The organism is Flavobacterium sp. KMS, from assembly GCF_000813005.1.
Lineage (GTDB): Bacteria > Bacteroidota > Bacteroidia > Flavobacteriales > Flavobacteriaceae > Flavobacterium.
The window spans coordinates 470,725-493,586 of sequence record NZ_JSYP01000001.1; the positions used below are offsets into that span (position 1 = coordinate 470,725).

Sequence of the window (22,862 nt, forward strand, 5' to 3'; positions counted from 1 at the left end):
TGTTGTTTATTATAGAGAAATTATTGGTAGTTTCCATCCAGTACTCCATTCATAAGGGTCAAGAACTACTATTCTACCTTCAGCAGTGTAGTGTATTCCGTCTGATTCAGTTAGTTCAGTATCATCTACTGGTGGATCAACAATACCAGCTTCAAACTTGGCACCTATTACAAATCCTTCAAATTTCATTTCTGGTTCGATATAAATACTATCTTTATCAGCTTTGGTAACGCATTCTACAGATATCCCACTAGTCATTTCCACTTCAAGACCAGCGTATAATTTTCTTTTAACAAAACCTAAATATGCAACAGTTCCGTTACCTTTTATTTTTCCGGAAAGTGTCATCATTACTTTACCACCAACTTTACAAGGAGAATCATCGTCGTCTTTCATTAATCGCTCACTATATTTACTGCCCTCAGCGGTATTTATAGTTCCTTTCAGTGCACCACTAATTTCTGACGTTATAATTAGATCAAGATCAATGTCAAAATTGTCTCCAAGTGCTTCGTCTAAAATGTCTAACGTTGCTACTACAGCTAGAACAACAGGATGATTTATTTTGTATAACAATTGATAAACATCATACTTGATTTCAAATCCAAAAAGAGGGTCAAAATCTATAGCGCCTTCTATCATTGTGCCCATTACTGGAGTATATAAATCTTTTGGAGGGTCAGCATACCAACTTACCGATACTCCCACACTTGGTGGGATAAACTCAAAACTCCAATTACTCTTTTTTGTTGCTTTACTTTTTTCTAATTTTTCTTTTAATCTATTTGATCTAGCACTTGTTTTACTGTTTCCTTTAGGAGAATTTTGAGTAGTTTTGTCGTTTGTACCATTAAAGATACTTTCAATCAAATCTTTAATATTGCCTATTTTTTTTAAGAAATCGGTTATTTCGGGCATGCCTGATGATAGCTCTAAAGCTTGGTGAGGACGATCAAACTCACATATGAGCGAAAACTCACAATCAATTAGCCCTAAGTTTGTAGTGTTGCTAATCATGTGCGAAGCCTGGCTTTTATAGGACTGTTTTCTTTTTGCTTTAGCTTTAGCTTTTTTTGCTTTAAGTTTTGCTTCTTTTAGTTTTTTGCGTTTCTTTTTTTCATCAGAATCAAGGTTCTCAGATTTTGCCTTTAATTTTTTTAGATCATCTTTTGCTTCCAGTTCTTTAAGTTTCCATTTATCGTGATAGATATCTCGCAACTTATTAAATTCTTCACCATCATAGTTAAACGCTAATTGCAATGTCCACTTAGTATCAGGATAAACCATAATATCTAAAGGTATATCAGGACAGCATGTATGTAAGTTAACAGTGTATTTTTGTGCTAAACTTTCAGTATTCGGCCATAAAGTTTGCAGTAATCCACGTAATGCGCTGACTTTTTTTCCATTTGTAAAGTCATAACCTACCTGTAATTCTAATTTTTCATCTGTTGGGGGCTGCAAAACAAAAGGCTTATGCTCTTCTAAAACTTTAAAAGAGGCTTGCGATTTTAGAGATGAAATACCATTTATAAATTTAAAACTGTTTGTAATAATACTTTCATCAGAACCATGATTTTCAGCTTCTACATTAGGGTTTTCTTTTGAAACACTGTTGCTTTTATACTCTGCTAATCTCCATTTTTCGCTTTTTTTGCCTTTACCGTTTTCAATTAATTTTTCAATTTTAGAAATATCAATTACATGACCAGTATGTGTTTTAACGGGATCGTCAGCATAAATACATTCACTGGTTTGTAAACCCTCTAATTCTACTGTAAAATCTTTTCGAGCTTCTTTTATACCAGCTGTCAGAGGGAAAACTAATTTGGTTAAGTTTAGATTATTTTGAATATTATAGATTTCGATTTCAACCGTCTCTTCTCCTCTTGCATATTTACCAACAGCTCTGTTAAAGCGACATGGCAAAAAATTAGCAATTGAAGTTTCTATTGTACCCGCAACTAAAACTTTATTTCCTTCGGGCTCTAAAGCAGTTTTTTCAGATGTCCTGCCTAATACTCTTACAAGAGGCTGGTTGTCAGAATTATTTATCTTTAAATATTGGTTGTTAACCGCCGTGAATATATAGGCTTTTATCTCAACAGAATTGTCGGTACCTTGAGGATTGTTTGTTTCTTTATTAACAAAAAAAGCCCAAATAGGATCTACATAAATATTTACAATGCACTTTTGAACTGATTTTTTTGTCGTTTCATTCTTGCTTTCATCAATTATCTTTAGAGTGTATAATTCACATTTAATAACTCGATCTTGTAAATCATTATGTACTTTTACTTCTCTCGTTAATGTTTTGTGAGATATAGGGGCATTTTTTTTATTAATTTCCTCTTTAGGTCTGGGTACTTTTTGATATACGCCGTTATCTTTTTCAAATAAAGGTAAATCTTCATCTTCAAATTGTACATCATGAAGATTAATTAGTATTTCATCTCCATATAACCCTTCCGTATAGATATGAAGTTGTATTGTTTCTCCATATTTGACATCTCCCTTTATGATGGCTCCATCATTGTTCGATGAATACTTTCTCCATTCATAACCAATCACTTTTGGAGTTGCTTTTCCTGACACAAAAAGCCCTTTTTTAGGATTACCTGTTGGAGAGCTAACTCCATATATGTAGGGCTCTAACCAAGCAACTGCATTACCACTGTAAATTGCTGGAAGGCTGAAATTTCCACCAGAGTATCCTTTACCAATAAATTTATTATAGTCGTTATCTTTAAATGCTAACTTGTTCTCTAGTAAACTCCATATCCAAACAGTATCATTTTTTTCAGTCTCTGATAATTCATTCCAATTTTCTATTACAGCATGAACAATAGGATTATTATTTCCGAGTTCATTTTTACTATTTGGCTTAGAATTGGAATTTCCAATTTTAATAAATGAATTATTAGGATTGTAAATATCATTAATTCCAGGATTAACTTTTAATTTAAGTTTTGACATAATACTAATCTTTAATTGGCAGTTGTATATTTTTTGTTTCTAAATTACTCAGGTCTATTCCTGGGAATATTTGTGCATTTATTTCATTATCACTGTTTTTTACATTTTGTTTAGAAACTTCAGCAACTTGTCCATGATTTTTTATTGTGATGCAGTCAGCCCCTCCTATCGGACAAGTAGCTTTGCTATCTTCAAGTAATATTTTGCCTTTATTAGATAAAATTACTTTTTCATAAAAACCACTCCATTTTGTAATTACCGCCTGACAAGGCAGATAATCTCCGCTTCCGTTGGGCTGCATTTTACATTTACCAAAAGTATTTTTTTCTAATGTCTGCCCAATTTCTTTGTCAGTGGCAATAAGTTTATCCTTTCCGTCTTTATCATTTGCATAATGCTTCGAATGTGTTTTAACTTTTAACTTATCAATTTTGGGTTCAACACTAAATTTACATTCACAGGTTGCTCCTTGAACAACAAAATGTTTTTCAGCCATAATAATCTGGGATTAAATTATCTTATTTTTTAAACATCTTTAAGAATCTCTCTAATGAGCTTTTTCTTTGGAGAGTTGGGATTTCTTCTACAAATAGACTTATTTTTTCATGAGGCTCTTTTGAACTGGGAGTATATTTAAAATCTTTCAATCTTTTACTTATATCTATAATATCTTCGTCTCCTGCAGTTTGAAAGCTTTTAAATTGTTCCTGTGCCCTACGTGCTCCAAGATCAGACTCAGGCCTAAAAAATTTATCATCTACCAAATGGTATAATGATATTTTTTGTGTTTTGTTTTTAGTATCATTTATTTTAGTTTCATAAGTCGAAATAATCGAAAATATTGATCTGTCCTCTGCATAGAGTTTATATTTTACTTCCATTTCTGATTCTAAAGTTTTATAGGCTATACCTTGTAATTTTGCCTTTGGATAATCAATTCCCTGTAAAACTTCTTCAATGGAACGCTCATCACTACTTTTGCCTTTAGCATTAATAATTATTTTGTCTGTAGCAGTGTAATATTCCTCGATAGTATGATTTACATTATAACCAATAGACTGATTACCAAAAACAGGCGATTTCCATTTATATATTTGTGATGTTTCCAGAGGATAGTCAATATAGAGAGGAGAAAAATATAGATGAAAAAACCAATCTTGATTTAACGACTTTTCAAGTTCTTGTTTGTTTAAAATTAGTTTATGGACTTTATTTAATATTTTATAAGCAACGTCACTATAATAATAAGAACCAAGATGTTCTTTTAATGAGCGCCATCTTTGTAGAATTTCATCATGATTGTCGATCTCAGATAGTGTACCATCCTCAGCAGGTATAATTCTTATCGGAAAAATTGCTTTAGCACATTTTTCCAGCATTTGCTCTACTAATAGATCTGGTTCCTTATTGTCAACATAGACTTGTTTTCGGTTTATTTCAAAAATAAAATCATTATAACTATGGCGGGTTTTACAGTTTATGTCGACTTCGTAATGCACTTCTTTAATAAGTTTTTCATTTTCAAAATCTTGATACCTGTATCCGAATTTTCTTGTTTCATTAAAATTACTATGTTTTAACTCACGGTCTTTATAAAAATTTATTTTTTCTAAACTGGGCATATATTAAGAAAAGGTTTGTTATTTTTTTTATGTAAATGTAAGTTTTAGTTTTAAAAAAAAAGTATTTTAAATTAATTTTTTAACAGCAAATTTCGCATTTAAAAAACAGAGGCTTGATGTATTGATCTGCCTTCCCAATAAATAATTTTACATATTTAAAGAAACAATAGGGACACAATATATTTGGTAGGCTTCTTTTTATTCTTCAAAAAGGTTATAGCAGAATTTAAAAATTAAATTTATGATGCACATTCAATAAGATTATAATAATCTGGTTAGAAATTTGAATGCTTCCCGCTACTAAGACAAAAAGCTTCAGATTTCTCTGAAGCTTTTTTTGTTTATTTAGATTTACAACATTAATAGTTGCATAACTTTTCACAAACGGGCCTACAAAAATTTTGTGTATAAAACAATCGTAAACGTATCATCCTGAGGAACGAAAACACGAGTGATAGCGAACTGACGAAGCAATCTCCGCAAGAAACTAACATAAAATATTTTTAGATTATCTAATCTATTTGCCCGATTTCTAAAAATCATATCCCTTTTTCTTCTTGAATCAGATTACGGGTGCGAAGTCAGGAGACATTCGCACAGCTTTTCATAAGAACACTTCGAAGATCACTTTTTTTATTCTTCCAAGTATTCACAGTATTTTAAAAACAGATAATTATTACTTTTAATTATTTCAAAGAATTTGTCGAATGCTGTTTCGTTAGTGTTGTATAATTTTGATAAATCTGAAATTAATTCTTTTGCTTTATTCTCTTCCAATTTTTCATTTCTAAAAAAGCCTAAAAGTGAAGCACCTATTCCAAAAAGTTCAAAATTGTATTTTTCAAATAAGTGTTTTGCTAAAGCGTAATTTTCAAAAGGATTTAGGTCGCTTTCAAAATAACCATTCGGGAAACCGCAAATTCCTTCATATGGCTTTTCTACAGGAACAATTTTAAGAATTACCTGTTCATCTAAGTAATCAAGTGGCGTTCGATTAACTTTCTCTAAAATTAAAATTTCGGCTTCGTCAATTGTTAATTTTCTTTCACAAACAGATGCGAAGTCAATACCTTTTGCTTGTTTCAATAAGTTCTCCTTTCTAATGAAAAACTCAGATGGTGTTGAAAGATAGCCCAAATGTTCGCCATCTTCAAAACACGATTTATCAAGCCCTGATAAGTCATATCCTTCTGTTTCGTCAAGATCATTTGAATTTATCGAATGTCCACTTGTATATTCAGCTTGCCCTAAATCATCAAGTGTCAAAATTATTGTCTTATCAGAATTATTTTGTTTATAAGTCTGATAAATTTCAATTAGCTCATCGAAAGATTTTAGATTTTCGATTACAAAACTGTCAAATAAATTTTCCTCACTTGACTGATTCGATGTTAATGGTTGTATTTGCATAGTGTTTGTTTAAAATAGCAGGTAACCCCTTTTGGTTATTTTTTTGAAGTCAAACCTACAGGAATCATTAAACTGTCTTTATCGTACATATTTATGTAAATTCGTAGAGTATCATCCGTCATATCTTCCCAATATACTTTATAAGTATCAAGTGAACCTTTCATTCCTTTTTCTACATTAGGAGTTTCAAAAAGACAACAACTTCCTTCTCTGTAAAATCTAACTGTTTCTCCATTTGGACCTTTTAACGCACTTAAAAATCTTCGCTCATTTTTTGGCCCCATACTTTCGGAACTTCCTCCAACTTTAATTGGATTAGATTCTGAAAAGCCATAACTCTTATCAGAACTTTGATCAAGCAAGTGAAAGTAATCCAGTTCAACCTGTCCTTCTTTTTTTAAAAGCGCTTCTTCCAGTTGCTTTTGTTTATTATTACAAGACAGAAAGAATAATAAAATTAAGGAGAAATATGTCTTCATAGAAAATCTTTTTTTTACAATGTTGGCTAACATTCTGGTACTACAGCAGGTTTGGGACTAAATTAAGCCATTATTCGAATTTGCCACCCGACCGATAGCGAACAGACCAAGCAAATCATCCCATATACAAAACAATTTTTCCACCAAGGCTATTGCCCAAATCCGTTGTAGTAGCTGTTACCTGCTGGCTTTTGTTATTGCTTCTTCAATACTTTTTAGAGCGTTTATTTCTGATTTCATCCATATTTCGCTATCATAACCATTAGCTATCAACCAGTCTTTTAACGTTTCCAAATCTCGTAAGTTATTTAAGTCGGATTGAGCGATAAAAAAAGAACAATATGCTATTTCATTTCTATCCCCAATATTTAACATAAATAAGTCTAAAAGAAACTTACCAGCTCTTGAAACAATCTCATTTTTAATATAAGGTGTCAACATTTTGTCAAATCCAAATGCGACAGACTTAATTAGTATATCTCGGTCGTCTTCATTCCAATTTATAATATCTTCTTTTAAATCTTCCCAATCTTTTTCAGAAAAACTATTAAGTTTATTTTGTATTTCGTGACTTCCACCACCCCAAGACCAATAATCACTATCTACATATTCATTTTTTAATAAATAGTCATAAACTCCTAAAACTCTACAGTTTTGACTTTTAGTTTTTGAGTGTACTTTAAAATTCTTCTTCCATTTTTTTATTTCTGGGTGACAAAATCCGTTCTGCATTTTTGAATATAATTCTTGGGCTAATAGTCTTTTTTCATTATCGTACTTGACTTCAAATTTTCCATCAATTCCGTAGGCAACACAATCAGATACAATATTTTGTTCCAATTCACTCCAATTAGAAAAATCATCAATAAGAGAATTCCAATCATTCTCAGAAAGTTCAATCAAAATTCTATGCAATTCTAAGTTCTCTTTTGATTCCCAAGTTTTAGATTCTATGTTATTTTTTACAAAAGAATATATCTTCAGAATATTCTGATTTGAACTTTTAGAATTTGAAATTAGTTTTTCCGTCATTTTGTTTAAGCTTGCAGGTAACGTTCTGGTACTACAGCGGGTTTGGGATTAAATTAAGCCCATTCTTCGGATTTGCCAAATCATTCCAAATACAAAACCATCTTTCCATTAAGCCAATTGCCCAAATCCGTTGTAGTGGCTGTTATGCGTTCGGTTTTTTAATTACACCCAATTTTCGGAATACATAATTCTGGTGCAAGTCCACCAAAAAATGAAATTCCGATTTTAGTTTCTTCATTATCAAAATATAGAATGTTTTTTTCAATACATTTTGGCAAATCATAAGGCATCGCTAAATCATAAATTATAATTTGATTATTTTTTTTGTTAATAAAAGCAACTTCACTTCTTCCTCGTGGTGATAACATTTGACCAATTCCAAAAACATGAAAATTTGTTATTACGTGATAAGAGTCTTCTTTATTTAAGTCGCTTATTATTCCTAAATATTTTATTTCAGTTTTGGTTTGTTTTTCAGTTATCGTTTTAAGGATATTAATCTTTTTTGGATTTATAAATTTCTTGTAAAATTTAAGTTTGATTTCAGCAGATTTAAACTTTTCATTTAGTAATTCACCTTTCATATTTTTATTAAAAACTAAAGTGTCATAAATAATTGCAAGAGATTTTTCTGCTACAATATTTTTAGATGATTTAATTTCTGTTTTCGGTGATTTTTTTACAATCTCAATTTTCGGCTTATTGTTTTTTGAATTACAACTCAAAACTAAAATGGAAACAATTATGATTATAAAATTATTCACATTGGCTTTAGTATTTTTTGTCTATTTTTTTCTGTAAGGTTCTGGCAAACTGACGTATAAAGTTCTGGCGCTTGGCGTGGTTAGGGACTAAAGAGGCGGGATTTTTCGGTTAAACACAAATTTCCCAAACACAAAACCTATTTTAAATTAAGCTCAAAACCCCAATCTTGCCAAACGCCTGTTACCAGTAGTTTTTTATTTTGCTAAACTTCGGATATAGTCATAAAAAAGTTGCCTGACTCCGCCTGGCAGTCTTAATTCGAGTAAAGAGTTTTGATTTAAATCGTCAGCTTTTTGTATGCACTTATAAACTAAATCCCTAAATTTCTCAACATTAATATGAGTAGTGTATTTATCACGGCTGCCATCAAGAGTTTCATAATTACCATCCCATTTCTCTTCTGCTTTTTGGTAAACATTCTCAATTTCCTTGTTATAGCGAAATATGTAATGATTGTCTTTAAATTTGTCAATTGATGTCAAACTTACATTGTGTAAAAGCCCATTTCTTAATGCATAAAGAGTATTTATAAGTTCATCATCTTCGTCTATTTCGCCAAAATAGACTAAACACCTTTTTATACCGTTCTCAAATTTTGGTTCAGCCTTGTCTTTTCTGTTATAACATATGCCTAATTGGTCTAGTATTGCACACAACGATAAATATGGCATTAACTGTTTGCTGTATTCAAAAGACAACGAGTGTTGAATATTCTGACATATAAAAGATAAAGTAGACCTTAGAATTACGTTTTTTACTGGAATAGGAGAATAGCTTGTAGATAAATGTATGAAAGCCATCTCTTCAAATGAGAGTTCATCTGTTTTTTTGCCGTATAATTTGTGTGGAGTAATGTTATATTCCATTTTTCATATAAAATAGTTTGTTCTTAATTGTTCGATGTGTCCTTTTTAAAATTGCTGGTAACGTCCTGGTACTTCAGCGGGTTTGGTACTAAATTAAGCCCATTATTCGGATTTGCCAAATCATCCCAAATACAAAACCAACTTTCCCTTAAGCCTTATGCCTAAATCTGCTGTAGTAGCTGTTGTGCGTTCGGTGTTTTAACAAGGAAACCACCAATGCATAAAGTATAATTTATCATTTTTAATAAATATTTTTATATGTCCGCTAGAGGCATTGTTTTCATCCTCTCTTAACTGAATTACTTCTAGTTTACCCTCTCCATAAACATCCATCTTTCCAATATCTTTAGTTGCATTTGGAAAGAGCTTTTGAAGATCACTTATTGATGTAGTTGATTTTAATTTTATTCCTTTAAATAAAATAAAATTACTTTTTGTAAATCTAAATTCATCCACGGCTACTTTGTCTTTTGAGTTTTCAAATCGTGAACCATCTTTATAAAGATATTTGTCTTCCGGATCAACACTTCCATCTTCATTTTCAAAAATTGAATAGCAAGGTCCCTCTTCTAAGACTAATTTAATGCTGTCATTTTCTCCAAATACTTTTTCGAATTCGCTTAGAGTGAAATATCTTTTTAGTCTTCCATTAAAAAGAATATCTTTTTCATTCATTACTTCATTTTGGTAATCTTTAATATCAGTAGTGTCAGATTTATTTTTATTCTCAGAAATTGTCTTTTCTATTTTCTTTGAATTATCTATTTTTTTAACTGGTTTTATTTCCTTGTTTTTGCAGGAAATACTGAATAATAAAATTGATATAATTACTAATATTTTCATCTCTTTCTTTTTACACTAACGCACAACTTGTGTATATCCCTGACAAATGTCAGTGCTTATTTATTTTCAAAAATAGGATTTTTATTTCATGAATCATCAAATGAGCTTTTTATTTGTAGAATACTTTTCGTACTAACATGAGTGTAAATTTTGGTGGTCTTGCTGCTTTGATGACCTAAAAATTCTTGAATATATCTTAAATCAGTTCCGCTTTCAAGTAAATGAGTAGCAAAGCTATGGCGCAACCAATGCAAACTTATAGGTTTTGTTATGCTAACTTTTTTAAGTACTTGTTTTAATACACTTTGTAAACTTTTTTCAAGATAACTCAATTGAAATTTACAAAACAATACCTGATTCACTTTGTGTGTACAGATTACAACCCCACATTACCTTTTATCTATTTCACGTATCTTATCCAGCAACTCCATTTCATCCTCAGGAAGAAGCTGTAAAGCAATTTCGAGTAAGATTATTAAATCAATTGCGATTCCAGAATAAATATCATTTTTAAGTAAATTAATACTTGTTTTAAGCAAAGAAGAAACCATTAGATTTAATTCATAATAAGAAGATAATTTTATTGGTACGCTAAGCGAATTATTATCAGCATCGGGGTTTAGTTTTGTAAAAAATTCCATGTTACTCATTATTTTTTTAAGATTCTCTAATTTTTTAGTTTCAGCTATTTCCATGATATTTTATTATTTTTATTTGCATAGTTCAGGAAGTTTTTACAATAAAATAGGAACGTATATGACTAGACTTATACGTTCCTCCATTTATGACTGTCTATTTACAAATGCTAATAATTAAAGCAACAAACACAGGTTCGAGTCCTGTTCCTGTAAAATCAAAAAGCTACAGATTTCTCTGAAGCTTTTTTCGTTTCTAAACTTTCGTTGAAACTTTTATATTCGTTACGTTCACGGGATTATCTCAGCACAAACTTATCTTTATTTGTTAGTTTTCCTTTATCAAATACATTAACAAAATGAATTCCTTTTTTAAACTCTTTCATTCTAATTTCATGTTCAAATTTCAATGAATCATTTGGATATTTTACATTAGAAATATAACTGTAATTCAAAACAGAATTTCCAAATTTGATTTCCTTATTTTCACCCAATATATTATTTTCACTATCAATAACCTGAACATAATATTTTTTTTTCAAAGAAAGCCCCGAATTTAAAAACCCCACTATTGTAAAAGAAATTTTTAAGATATTTACTTTTTTTGCTTTATCAGTAACTGTAAATTTCCCTCTCTCTTCTTTAAAAGACTGTACCTCAAGGTTAGTCAATACAATTTCGTTACTGTTTTTTTGTATTTCCTTCAAATAATTATTCCAAGCAATGAGAGTGTCATTTTTTTTCTTTACACTACCTAAAATCATTTTTGTACTGTCTCTTTGCATTTTATACAATTTCGCAATTTTTGATAATTTTATTTTTTCTTTTTGCATAAGAGAAACAATTCTTTTCAATCGAAGTACTTCTTTTTTATATTTTATTATAACTACAGCATCAACATTAGTATTCTTTATTTCATATAATAAATTTTCCACTTTTTGCTTTTCGTTAATCAATTCATCTTTATAATAAATATTTTCGGAAATAGCAGTTTCAAGTTCTTTTTTTGATTCTATTAAATTCTTTACCAGTTCTATTTTTTCTACTTTTAAATCATTAGCTACTGTTTGAGTATATACATATTGATTGTAAGAATACCCCAATATCCCAAATAATACAAATAATACAATTATAGTAGAAATTTTTAATGCCTTTCCAGAAAGATTTTTCATCATAAATTTTTAACAGCAAAAGAACATTTTTTTTTAAATTCATAATTATATTATATTATCCATAAATAAATCTATTTTAATCTAATTCTAGAAACACTAGCTATTTGATGTTTATAAAAAAAGCCTAAAATACACAGTAGATTTATTTGAGATGCAGTCGCATCTGTTAGTTTACCTCTAAAATATTGGAACATTCTAAATTTACGCTACCAACTTATAGAATGATTTGAACATAGTTTGTCGAGGATTAATCATCTAATCGTTACTTAACATGCGTATAACTTCAATTCTGAGTATGAATATCAGTAAGTGTATAATTCTATAGCATAAATTAAATTCCGACAAAGACAGTCTATTACAAGTATTGCCATTTGCATTTGCATTTACATTATCCATCACTGCTTTATTGCTTAAACAAAACCAGGATATCTTATCGCAATCATCATTCACAATAACAAAAAAATGTGCAAAGTCAGTAATATTCGCATTATATCTCATTAGAATACTTCCAACAACAGGCATTTTTTCAAAAAATCAACAGAAAAACTATAAGAATAATCTCTCAAAAGTAAATATTTATCATTCTTAATAAAATTTAACATTTTAATATAAAGAAGAAAAAAAACCTCTTCATCCATTTTTAAAACAAAACAACCAATTATTAATCAAATAAATACATTTTAATTAACTCAATTCTGTTTATGATTGATGATTTTTAACAATGCTCTTTTCAGTGTAACCAAAAAAAGTTTTTCGAAAAAACTATTGTGTATTTTAAAATTGATTGTATTTTTGCACCCGCAATAGCAAAGTAGGCCCGTTCGTCTATCGGTTAGGACGCATGGTTTTCATCCATGTAAGAGCGGTTCGATTCCGCTACGGGCTACTAAGAAAAAGCTTCAGAGAGATCTGAAGCTTTTTTCGTTTATATTTACTTTAAAGAAATAAAAACTACACTCTTTAGAGAATAGATAACACAAAGGTTTACAAAATTTAATCAATAGCTTTATAAATCTTTGCAGTTAAATCAACACAAAAAAAAGGACTGCATTAATAATAAATAATAGTAAAATGGAGCAGATTTTAGAAAAGCTAAACTTTTTTATTGAGAACAATTTACCTCTTGTACTGTCGAATTATACTGAAGATGATTTTGACATGATTTTAGATGAAAGAGACGAAGACTATTTTTCTGAAAAATGGATGGAAATATTTGATATCATCAAAGTGAAAGTTAGTGAAAGTAAAATAGACAAAACTAGTAGCCACAGCTTAAGAGAAAAAGTTTTTAAACTCGTATATTCTATAACAAATCATCCTGATTTATCTTCCTACGTATCTGATGATTTTGGCTTAATATTACAGTCATTAGAAATTAAACATAATGATTACTGGTTAAATTCGCTGTGGTTAGAATATAAAAAAGGCAATTTACCACATGGCCAATTAGCGGAAACTAAAGGTGAATTAATTGATTTAATCTAAAGAAAGCTTCAGATCTCTCTGAAGCTTTCTTTTTTTAGAACTTTTGATATTACTAGTGATATTTACAATTCTTCCTTCACTCTGACTCCATCCCTTCTAATAATATATGCAGGAACACCAATTACGGTACAATTCTCAGGAACATTTTTTACAACTACAGCGTTTGCTCCAGCCTTAGAGTTATTTCCCATTTTTACTTTTCCAATTATTTTAGCACCTGCATTAATTGTTACATTATCTCCTAATTCAGGACTATCTGTAGCATTTGAAAACCCAATAGTTACTTGCTGATTAATCCAACAATCGCGACCAATAGATTTAGCAGATATTATTGTTGCAAAACCATGCTGAATAAATAACCCTGGCCCAATATTTTTTGTCAAAATAAATAGTGTATTCATCTTTGGGCACAACCAATTTATTAAAAAAGAAATCTTTCCTACTCTTACATAAAAAACGTTTCTATATTCTGGGTAAAATGTCATAAGTGTTAGGAAACCAAATTGAGTATTGCTTCCTGAATTAGTTATCTTCAGCCAACGTTCGACATCATAATGTATTACTTTCTTATTCCCATGAAAATTAAACAAAAGAATATGAGGTAAAAGTCGTATCGCACTTAATATTACAACGATTTTTTTTATATTATTTTTCATCTTATTTCTTGTAAATGCAAAATTTGCCTTTGCTTAATTGATATTACTTAATAATGGCGCAGTAAACTTAATGCTTACCTCTAAATTAAGATAGATTTACAAAGGTTTGCATTATTTTTTTGCCAAATATATAATATTTATCCTACTAATCGTTAAGCCTTATATATATTTTAAGGAAACATTAGACATTACGTTTTTTATAGTAGATATTAATGCCAGGTAAAAAATCAAAATTATAATCTCGCATTCCTAAACTTATCTCTTTTTTGTAATTTCTAAGAACTATAACAAAGGTTATGAGATTTTTATAGATTTCATAAAATACGAAAAGTTGTACAGATACAGGAATCCTAATGCAATTTTATATAGAAACACTTCCCTAAATGAGTCATTATTCCACTTTTCTAAATAAATCACATTTGCTTATTACTCTTTTTCAACACATTAGAAATATAAAATAATATGCGAGTGTCTTAACAATTTAATAATATATTTTCCTAATAACTGAGTTTGTTCTAATAAATGTTTTTATAAATTTGTGGCCTTGTATTTAATAGTTTTTACTTCACAGCATTTAAGACTTGGTAACCAAATACTCTATCATTTTGTCACTTATATATAAGCAACTAATCATGAGATCCTTTTACTTTATTGTTAATATAAAAGATATATTAACCTTGAGAAGTCCACTTCTGTAGTCTTTAAATTATTTACACTAAAAAAATATTACCCACAATTCAAATATCTAATTTACAAACAAAACAACAAACAATTCCCTCACAATCTTTATTCATTAAATTATAACAGTAATTAAATCCAATGCTTAAAAAACACACAACCCAAATTCTAATTTTTACCCTTTTAAGTTTATTTTTTTCCATCAATTCATTTTCTCAAAAAAACATTTACGCAGGAATTGAAATCGGACGTAGAGCAATAAAAACTTCTGTTGTAGAGATAAATAATATTAAGAAAGCAGACTATACAATTCTCCACTTCTCGAATGAGAGAATTAACCTTGCCGAACATATTTCTACTTACGGAGAGCTTCCTCAGGACGACATTAATAAAACTAGCAATATAGTTCTTAGTCAACTGAGAGAAATAAGAGCCAAATTTAAAATTCCCGAAGAAAATATTTTTATAGTTGCTGCTCCTGCTTTTTCATCTGCTCGCAACATTGACGTTTTAAGAAATAGAATTTCTACTTTAACTAGCAAAAGTTTTGATATAATTAATGTTGACGAAGAGGCTAAAATACTAGTTAAAGGTGCTATACCACCTGTTGATTATTCAAACGCTCTGCTCCTTGATATTGGTGCCCAAACTACTAAAGGCGGATACATTGATGAGATTGGAGATAACAGATTAGAGTTTATTCCTTTGGAACTTGATTTCGGTACAATGACACTTACTGATGCAGTAAAAAAAACGGTTGTAAATCAAAGTCAAGCTAATGATATGTCAACCTATCAGGAAAAGGCTTTTGATTTTAACCCAATTCTGCGTAAGAAGATAAAACAATTGCTTGATGCAAATCCTCTTTTATTAAAAAAGGAAAAGATTTATTTATCTGGAGGAGCTGTTTGGGCGTTTTCAGCTCTTTATTATGATGAAAACACTAAAGATCATTATATTTCTTTTACGTTGGAGGACGTTATGAATTATGATGCAATCCTGAAAAATAATTTCGGTAAGTTTACTACCTATGCTAAAACGAATAAAGAAGCTGCTAGAGTTTTGACTACATACGATCAACGATACCTTATTTCAGCAAACAACATACTAGTAACTTGCCTGGAAAGTATTCCAAATTTAGAGAAAAAGAAAATATACTTTGTAAAAGACGGACAAGTAACTTGGCTTATGTCATACATTGCAGATCGCTCTAAAAAAGTAAATACTAATTTTTAAGTATCTTTTTTTACACTCTTACAAAGTCTATTCTGTTTTGTCATTATAGAACTTACATATAACATTAAGTAAAGCTTCAGAGAAATCTGGAGCTTTTTTTTATAGAATAGTATTTTATGCCTGATCAAAAGATCATGTTGCTAAATCGTTGCTGAAAAATTTATTACTTGTAGTAAATTAGCTTTATATTAGCTTTTAAAAGACATCGTGAACATAGACATACTCATATCGCATTTTGATAATTATCTTCCTCTTGACAGCAAGGAAAAGGAAGAATTGAGTAATCGTGTGATTGAAAGAAACATCAAGCGAAGACAATTTATACTTCAGGAAAATGATGTTTGCAGGCATTATACTTTTGTTATTTCTGGACTTTTTAAAATGTATGCTGTTGATAAAAACGGAACGGAACATAACATTCAATTTGCTTCAGAAAATGAATGGATTACTGACATTGGTAGTTTTCATTCTGAACAACCAAGCCGACTTTATATCGAAGCTATGGAACCAGCTGTTATTTTGCAAATAGAAAAATCGAACCTTTTATATCTCTATACTCATTTTCCGAAATTTGATCGAAATTTTAGAGTTATTATCGAAAACAAATTTATTGAACTCGAAAATAGGGTTCTACAAAATATTAGTTCTACTGCCGAAGAAAGATATCAGACTTTTCTAGGTCAATATCCGAAACTTTCTAACCGAATTCCTAATACTCAAATAGCTTCTTATCTTGGTATAACGCCTGAATTCCTGAGTAAAATCCGCAATAATATTACTAAAAAGTAATTTACCCTTAATATAGTTTAAGGGTATTTCTTAAACTTGTTTATAAGTGTTACTCTTCTGTTTACCTCAACTTTGTAATGTAATTAAAGCATTATAAAATGAAAAAAATACTAATCCCGATTTCTTTGCTCTTGCTAATGGCAAGTTGTCAAAAACAAACAGAAAACAAATCCGTAACAAATAATTTAAAACAAGTAGAAATGAATACAACAGCAGAAAAAACAGCCATAGAAAAATTATTTTTCTCTTATCGTGATGCCTTAAACACATCAGATGTATCTAAAGTTTTGTCATTATACACTCAAGATGGTGTATTTATGCCAACCTCTGCCCCAACTGCAAAAGGCCAACAACAACTAAAAGATTCCTATGAATTTGTATTTAAATCAATTCAATTAAACATTGAGTTTTTTATTGAAGAAATAAACATTAGTGGAGATATTGCTTATGCAGTAACAAACTCAAAAGGCACAACATTAATTCACGCTAATGGACAAACTGTTCCAGAAGAAAACAGGGAGTTATTTGTATTGGCAAAAGAAAATGGAGAATGGAAAATTGCCCGTTATATGTTTAATAAAACAAAATAATCAATAAAACAATTCCAGAATTGTCCTGTGAGGGGTGCAGTAAAGCTTCAGCGAAATCTGAGGCTTTACTATTTTATAACCCTTTTATTATAGTTTAATAAAGTTCCGAATAAGACAAAAAAAGCAAATCTAACAATTGCTAAAAATTATAATAATTAAATAGTACTACACTATTTTAGAAATCATCATAATAGCAATAAAGGAAACCACAGCAAACACTATTGAGTTAATAATTCTGCCTTTTCTCTTCATCGATTTTTCTGATATGTCTAGCTCTGTCAAATCTTTTTTTCTTGTTTTATTTGCTTTCATGTTTTTTAATTTTAATTCATAATATTAGGAATCAAAGTGTGCAAACTGTATGCCAAAGCAATCAAAAATAAATTAAAGCACTAAATACCAATAAATTAAATAATTAATATTGCCATTTAATTTATAATACCTATCAAAATGATAAGGTTAAGCATTCAAAATGAAAGGGATAGGGAGTTTTATCAAACAAAAACAATATTAGAACTTAAATTTGTACAAAATCTCCCTTTCATACATATTTAAGTTTTAATTATTTATTCTTCTATTACGTAATCAAAATTTCCATCAGCTGGAATCGTTAAAACTTCTTTTTTATGCATTTCATCCGTTGCTTGTGTATAAATGAAATGATACCACCAGATAAAAAATTCCTCGAAAGATATTTCCTTATCGTAGCCTAATTTAGTATAGATTTTTTTACTGTATTCTCTTTCGCTTTCCAGAATCTTTAATAAGTCTGGCAAATAGTTTTTAGCTATTTCTTCAAACAAAATATTGTCTGATTTAGAAACTAAATTTCCGAATGAATTTGTTTGTACATGAAGTCTGTTATTTCCGTAAACACAAACGTCTTTGCCATCTATTTGTTCGGATTGATTTCCGTAAATCCCAAAAGATTCTGTTTTTGCATTTGTATTTTCACTAATTCTGTAATAGTAATGATTTCCGTGTCTTAAAGGTCTGTCTTCTTGCTTTAGAAATCCTTTTTCGACATCATTAATTTGCCAGGAATCTAATAGCACATTACTTAAAATAAAGAATGACCATTTTTGGAAATCTTGTGTTTTTGATATCTCTGTTTTTCCAAATTGCAGCTTAATATCGGCTAAGTTTTTAATTATCGATTTGGTTATTTTTCCCGAAATGGGTTTTGCATATTTATAAAGCAGTTCTCCATCTTTTGCATCGGTAATAAAAACTGTTGGTTTATATTGATTATTGATTTTATGAAGCCAATTTTTAGATTCTAACAAGGTAATTAAACTCGTCATTTTTTCATCACTAAACTTTGTGAATTTCTGAAAATCTGCTGGCGAAAACCCTTTATGGAGTGCAAATAAAAATATATCTAAACTGTCTTTATTTGTTCTGAAATTAGGAAAATTATCTCCTCGTGAAATTAACGCTTGTTCTATTTTCAATTTAAAAATACCATCGATTTTGTTTTGAGCATTTATGTTTTTTCCAAATAATAGAAAGATAATAGCCAGTAATTTCAATTTTTTCATTGTTTTCTTTAGATAGTATTGCTACTTAATTTAGTTAGTTAATGATAAAAAAAAGCAAATTATAAATGATTTTACACCACATAACTTGCTTTTTTACCAACGCTAATATATAAGTATTTATACTACAAACAATAAACTACATAATTTTAATTTTATGCAATTATATTTACCTCGGTATCTGTGGACGCTCCATTTTGTATTGTCTTCCCGATAAGGTTTTAATAAAAGAAACCAAGGCTATAATCTCATCATCATCTAGATTTAGAGGTTGCAACAATACATCTGTCTGTGGAAATAAAGGATCCGCAGCTTTTTCGCTTTCATCTGGATCTATCATGTGCATTCCGCTATTGTATATATTAACAATACCTGTCATATTATCAAACAAACCATTATGCATCCATGGCCCTGTGTGCATGACATCGCGAAGTGAAGGCGTTCTGAATTTTCCAACATCTTCTGCCTTTTTAGTAATATGATAAAGCCCTAAATCTTCATAATCTCTCTTATAATAGGTAAGTCCTATATTGTGGAATGATTCATCGGTAAAATATTTCCCCGAATGGCAATTCATACAACGCGCTTTAGTACGGAAAAGATGCAACCCTTGTATTTCCTGGTCAGATAATTGACTATAATCTCCATCGATAAAAGCGTCAAACCGGCTTCTTTTACTCAGTATTGTCTTTTGAAAGGTTGCCAATGATTGCAAGATTTTATCATAAGTAACATCAGCGTTTCCGTAGGCATTTTGAAATAAAACGACGTAGCCTTTAATATTTTTTATCTTTTTAGCCAGACTTTTAGCATCCATATTCATTTCATGATGTGCCGTAATTGGTCCTTGCGCTTGCTCTTCTAACGTTGTTGCACGACCATCCCAAAAGAATGATTTTCGCGCGTTAATATTATATAAAGACGGGGTATTGCGCTTGCCTTGTAAATGGTCATTACCCAAAGATACTTCTCTCCCATCTCCCCAAGCCAGTTCAGGATCATGGCAGCTACTACAGGAAACCTGATTAGAACCTGAAAGTTTTGGATCAAAGAAAAGCATCTGTCCTAGTATAACTTTGGGATCATCCATCCTTTCGTAATAACTTGTATCTACATCCAAAGGTTCAAATTCTTGCCAAGTAACACCTTTGTCGATAGTTGGTTTTGGCCATTGATTTGTTGGCTTACTATAAAGTTCTCTCCAATTGGTATTTGCTATTTTTTCGCTTAGCGTAACGCTAAAACTCAATAATGAATGTACAATACCAACGGACAGAATAAGAAAAAAGGTTTTTAATAAAATAGACTTCATTATAAAGTAATAGATATTTTGCAATGCCTATTAAAACGTCATTCCTAGTGACATTTGAAAATAAGTATTGTTTTTGTTTTTAGAATAATTGTAGTAATCCAAACCTGTTTTGATGAAAAAATTAAGGTCTGTTTCATATTTGTAATCCCAACGTGCTGTTAGATTTACTTTGGTATAAGCAGATGATAAGTAAGCAAAATTATAATCTAACATTTCAAAAATTTGATTTGTATTTATGCGATCACTAAGTTTCATCTTTGAATCTAGAGCCCAGCTATGCTCTAATGATGTCGAGACTTTAATTAATGATTCCGATATAAGTTTTGATACAGAAAGATCTAATCGGCCAATACCTTGCTGGATATCGATAGTTCTTAAGGGATCTATATATTTTGTTGCAGTATTTTTTAAATTAAAACTTGGCGCAATAGACCATGATAATTCTGGATTAGGAATACTGTATAAACCTGAAAATATAACCGATGTAACCTGATTTGTATATTTGGTAGCTTCGGATATTTTTACGTAAGATGATGAAGTCTGATTGTCGAATATATTCTCGGTTCCTGCCCGATCAATATAATAAAATCCGATTTTTGTACCCCAAGCCTTTTCTTCTGATTTTTTTAAATAAGAAAGTTCTCCATCATAACGTTTCTCTAGAATACTAGATGCGATAAGGTCTTGAAATTCGGTCATTATTTTTTCATAATCAAAATGGTTATATCCAATAGATAAAGCAAACCCATTCCTGTCTTTTGGAAATAATTGCACGTTTGCGCCATATCCTTTCCCATCATAATAAGAGCTCAGTTTGTTTCCTGTAAGTAGGTTGTTATAGACTCCAAGTCCTGTCATATGATACACAGCGGGTGCGCCTAACTCACTGAAGAATTTCAAATTATTTGACTGTGTGTATTTTTGCAAATTAATAGCTGATCCAATCGCATAATGATTTCCTATATTTCGTGATATTCCGAGTGCTACTTTAAGATCCGAAACTGTATTTTTAGGTCTGGGATCTATATCTCGGTATTCCATTAAAGCACGGTATTCGGCAACGATTCCCAAGGTCATTTTTTGATATCCTTTAGAATATCCTCCCTTAAAAGAATATTCTTCAAAGGAGAGATCTCCTCCTATAGAGTCGGCGGTTACATAAGGATATATTACCTGATAATCTGAGCTTTCGTTCCATTGTACATTTTTACGTTGACCATTTTTATAGTTTGCATTTCCCCAAACCGTATTTTTAGAATCAATCTTATAATAGGATTGTGCGTTAATAAGAAACTCACGAATGCCGTTTCCTAATTGTTGAATATTGGCTTGCTGCGATGTAGTATTATATCCGGCGCTAAACTCTGATAAGGAATAGCGGCGTGCATATTGCATATTTGCAGGGTTTGTATAAAATGCACCAGAAAAATTATTTTCGAGAGCTAAATCCTCATGAATCCGGATAAGAACCGAGGTACTATCCTGTGCATGTAGCATAGCTGAACTAAAAATAATAAATAGAAAGATGGAACGAAAACTCATGATTAAATTATTAATTCATTAAAGATGGTTTAACCTCTGGGCTAAAATCTAATGTAGAGTTATTAGTGTCTTTCAATTCTTTTTTACCTTTTGAGTCAGTTGAAAGCACTTTACGACGAACACTTTTTCCGTAACGACTTTGGTCTGCATCTACTTTTCCGCAGTATGTCCATCCCATATCCAATGATGGATCGGTAACAATCCATTGAAATTCTGACGCAACACTTAAATTAACTGCATCTACAATCCATGAATTAGGAATAGAGTAAACACTCTCTCCCATAGGATAACTTTCTCCTCCTACTACCAAATTATATTCATAGTCGTACGTGTAATCTGCCAAGTAAGCATCTTTATTTATTGGCAAACGAGCAATAACAAAGCTCTTGAATCCTCTGTTATGTACAATCATCGATGAGAATAAATTCTCCATATTAGGAACTGCAGGATTATCTACGTCATCTGCATCTTCTGTATAAAATTCGAAATTGGCTGTTCTTAAATCAATCGAACCCGGGTTGTATTCTTTATGATTAATTGCATCTTCGGCAATAATAAAAAATCCTCCCGGAGCAATAGGATATGTAGTTCCTGTTCCGGGAACAATAGCAATTGCCGATGCTGCAAAAGATTTCGCCATGATATTTGGCGTATAAGCCTGTTTCTCTACCGTCATAAATTCCGATTGAGCAATCATTAATCCATCTGCGTATAATACTTCATCTGTATTGTTGTAAATTTTAAAGTATTTGTCTCCTAGATATTGTTTTCCTTCGGCAGTTCGGGTTCCTGTAAAAAACACTTCTTCGATAATAAAATCTGATTGGCTTGTTTTTAGAAAAAGGTTTAAAGAAACCAGCGCTGTTTTTCCTGTAATAACAACCGATTCTTTGTAACCGCTTACTGCTGCCTCAACAGTACTTTCTCCCGCAGAATATTGGATTTTTCCGTTGATAGCAATTTCGTAAGATCCCTCACTTAATTCGATAGAAAGATCATTATTTACAAATGACTTACTCTCTGTTATTTTACCTGTATTAAGTTCTTTAAAAGATACCGAAAGATTAGAAAGTGCAACATTATTTAAATCTTCCGGGTTAACAAGTTTTAAGGTTATAGCGGTTTGTTTGCTACTATAATTATCGTCATCTTTTGAGCAAGATTGTAGTAAAGCCATTATGGCTATTGTGAGATAAATGGGTAATAGTTTAATTTTCATAATTGAGGTATTTATTT

Annotated in this window: 22 protein-coding genes and 1 tRNA gene; 5 read left to right on the forward strand and 18 right to left on the reverse strand. The window is 30.5% G+C overall.

From position 1 onward, the window contains the following. Positions 1 to 9 precede the first annotated feature (9 nt). From OA93_RS02010 to OA93_RS02065, 12 genes are all read right to left on the reverse strand, one after another. Complete coding sequence (locus OA93_RS02010) at positions 10 to 2,976, reverse strand: hypothetical protein (protein ID WP_039111455.1); 2,967 nt, start codon at positions 2,974 to 2,976, stop codon at positions 10 to 12. A 4-nt stretch (positions 2,977 to 2,980) separates the two neighbouring features. Next, on the reverse strand, positions 2,981 to 3,472 hold the full coding sequence (locus OA93_RS02015) for a DUF4280 domain-containing protein (protein ID WP_039111456.1): 492 nt from the start codon (positions 3,470 to 3,472) through the stop codon (positions 2,981 to 2,983). 22 nt (positions 3,473 to 3,494) lie between these two features. Then, positions 3,495 to 4,598 carry a hypothetical protein gene (locus OA93_RS02020; protein ID WP_039111458.1) on the reverse strand — a complete coding sequence of 368 codons (1,104 nt, stop codon included), beginning with the start codon at positions 4,596 to 4,598 and terminating at the stop codon, positions 3,495 to 3,497. A gap of 633 nt (positions 4,599 to 5,231) precedes the next feature. Continuing rightward, positions 5,232 to 6,008, reverse strand: coding sequence for a hypothetical protein (locus tag OA93_RS02025; RefSeq protein WP_039111459.1), 777 nt, complete (start codon positions 6,006 to 6,008; stop codon positions 5,232 to 5,234). A gap of 35 nt (positions 6,009 to 6,043) precedes the next feature. Further along, positions 6,044 to 6,487, reverse strand: coding sequence for a hypothetical protein (locus OA93_RS02030; RefSeq protein ID WP_039111592.1), 444 nt, complete (start codon positions 6,485 to 6,487; stop codon positions 6,044 to 6,046). 177 nt (positions 6,488 to 6,664) lie between these two features. After that, a complete protein-coding gene (locus OA93_RS02035) occupies positions 6,665 to 7,519 on the reverse strand; it encodes a hypothetical protein (RefSeq protein ID WP_039111460.1) in 855 nt (284 codons plus the stop codon). A gap of 158 nt (positions 7,520 to 7,677) precedes the next feature. After that, positions 7,678 to 8,283, reverse strand: a complete 606-nt coding sequence (locus OA93_RS02040) for a hypothetical protein (RefSeq protein WP_131474443.1) — start codon at positions 8,281 to 8,283, stop codon at positions 7,678 to 7,680. A 195-nt stretch (positions 8,284 to 8,478) separates the two neighbouring features. Further along, on the reverse strand, positions 8,479 to 9,150 hold the full coding sequence (locus OA93_RS02045; protein ID WP_039111462.1) for a hypothetical protein: 672 nt from the start codon (positions 9,148 to 9,150) through the stop codon (positions 8,479 to 8,481). 198 nt (positions 9,151 to 9,348) lie between these two features. After that, on the reverse strand, positions 9,349 to 9,993 hold the full coding sequence (locus OA93_RS02050; RefSeq protein ID WP_039111463.1) for a hypothetical protein: 645 nt from the start codon (positions 9,991 to 9,993) through the stop codon (positions 9,349 to 9,351). 86 nt (positions 9,994 to 10,079) lie between these two features. Continuing rightward, positions 10,080 to 10,355: a tyrosine-type recombinase/integrase gene (locus OA93_RS24410; RefSeq protein WP_165572081.1), complete on the reverse strand. Its 276-nt coding sequence runs from the start codon at positions 10,353 to 10,355 to the stop codon at positions 10,080 to 10,082. Positions 10,356 to 10,382: 27 nt separating this feature from the next. Next, positions 10,383 to 10,688 carry a hypothetical protein gene (locus OA93_RS02060; RefSeq protein ID WP_039111464.1) on the reverse strand — a complete coding sequence of 102 codons (306 nt, stop codon included), beginning with the start codon at positions 10,686 to 10,688 and terminating at the stop codon, positions 10,383 to 10,385. A 239-nt stretch (positions 10,689 to 10,927) separates the two neighbouring features. Further along, positions 10,928 to 11,803: a hypothetical protein gene (locus OA93_RS02065; RefSeq protein WP_131474444.1), complete on the reverse strand. Its 876-nt coding sequence runs from the start codon at positions 11,801 to 11,803 to the stop codon at positions 10,928 to 10,930. An 811-nt stretch (positions 11,804 to 12,614) separates the two neighbouring features. Between OA93_RS02065 and OA93_RS02075 the strand changes: the two genes are divergently transcribed. After that, positions 12,615 to 12,686: transfer RNA gene (locus OA93_RS02075), tRNA-Glu, on the forward strand. Positions 12,687 to 12,871: 185 nt separating this feature from the next. Further along, positions 12,872 to 13,285, forward strand: a complete 414-nt coding sequence (locus OA93_RS02080; RefSeq protein ID WP_052259339.1) for a hypothetical protein — start codon at positions 12,872 to 12,874, stop codon at positions 13,283 to 13,285. A gap of 62 nt (positions 13,286 to 13,347) precedes the next feature. On the opposite strand, the gene OA93_RS02085 is transcribed toward OA93_RS02080, so the two are convergent. Further along, positions 13,348 to 13,941, reverse strand: coding sequence for a serine acetyltransferase (locus tag OA93_RS02085; RefSeq protein WP_039111467.1), 594 nt, complete (start codon positions 13,939 to 13,941; stop codon positions 13,348 to 13,350). Between the two features lie 819 nt (positions 13,942 to 14,760). Here OA93_RS02085 and OA93_RS02090 point away from each other — a divergent pair. The 3 genes from OA93_RS02090 (at position 14,761) to OA93_RS02100 (ending at position 17,234) form a co-directional block, all read left to right on the forward strand. Beyond that, complete coding sequence (locus OA93_RS02090; protein ID WP_039111468.1) at positions 14,761 to 15,855, forward strand: exopolyphosphatase; 1,095 nt, start codon at positions 14,761 to 14,763, stop codon at positions 15,853 to 15,855. A gap of 207 nt (positions 15,856 to 16,062) precedes the next feature. Beyond that, positions 16,063 to 16,644, forward strand: a complete 582-nt coding sequence (locus tag OA93_RS02095) for a Crp/Fnr family transcriptional regulator (RefSeq protein WP_039111469.1) — start codon at positions 16,063 to 16,065, stop codon at positions 16,642 to 16,644. 98 nt (positions 16,645 to 16,742) lie between these two features. After that, complete coding sequence (locus OA93_RS02100) at positions 16,743 to 17,234, forward strand: SgcJ/EcaC family oxidoreductase (RefSeq protein ID WP_052250070.1); 492 nt, start codon at positions 16,743 to 16,745, stop codon at positions 17,232 to 17,234. Between the two features lie 165 nt (positions 17,235 to 17,399). Here OA93_RS02100 and OA93_RS24980 read toward each other — a convergent pair whose 3' ends face one another. The 5 genes from OA93_RS24980 to OA93_RS02120 all read right to left on the reverse strand — a co-directional run bounded on the left by OA93_RS24980 (position 17,400) and on the right by OA93_RS02120 (position 22,845). After that, positions 17,400 to 17,546, reverse strand: coding sequence for a hypothetical protein (locus tag OA93_RS24980; RefSeq protein ID WP_165572082.1), 147 nt, complete (start codon positions 17,544 to 17,546; stop codon positions 17,400 to 17,402). A gap of 254 nt (positions 17,547 to 17,800) precedes the next feature. Then, on the reverse strand, positions 17,801 to 18,775 hold the full coding sequence (locus OA93_RS02105; RefSeq protein ID WP_039111470.1) for a hypothetical protein: 975 nt from the start codon (positions 18,773 to 18,775) through the stop codon (positions 17,801 to 17,803). 166 nt (positions 18,776 to 18,941) lie between these two features. Further along, positions 18,942 to 20,084, reverse strand: coding sequence for a cytochrome c peroxidase (locus tag OA93_RS02110; RefSeq protein WP_052259340.1), 1,143 nt, complete (start codon positions 20,082 to 20,084; stop codon positions 18,942 to 18,944). 30 nt (positions 20,085 to 20,114) lie between these two features. Then, on the reverse strand, positions 20,115 to 21,626 hold the full coding sequence (locus OA93_RS02115; protein WP_131474445.1) for a DUF6850 family outer membrane beta-barrel protein: 1,512 nt from the start codon (positions 21,624 to 21,626) through the stop codon (positions 20,115 to 20,117). Positions 21,627 to 21,636: 10 nt separating this feature from the next. Next, a complete protein-coding gene (locus OA93_RS02120) occupies positions 21,637 to 22,845 on the reverse strand; it encodes a DUF4876 domain-containing protein (RefSeq protein ID WP_052259341.1) in 1,209 nt (402 codons plus the stop codon). Positions 22,846 to 22,862: the final 17 nt, after the last annotated feature.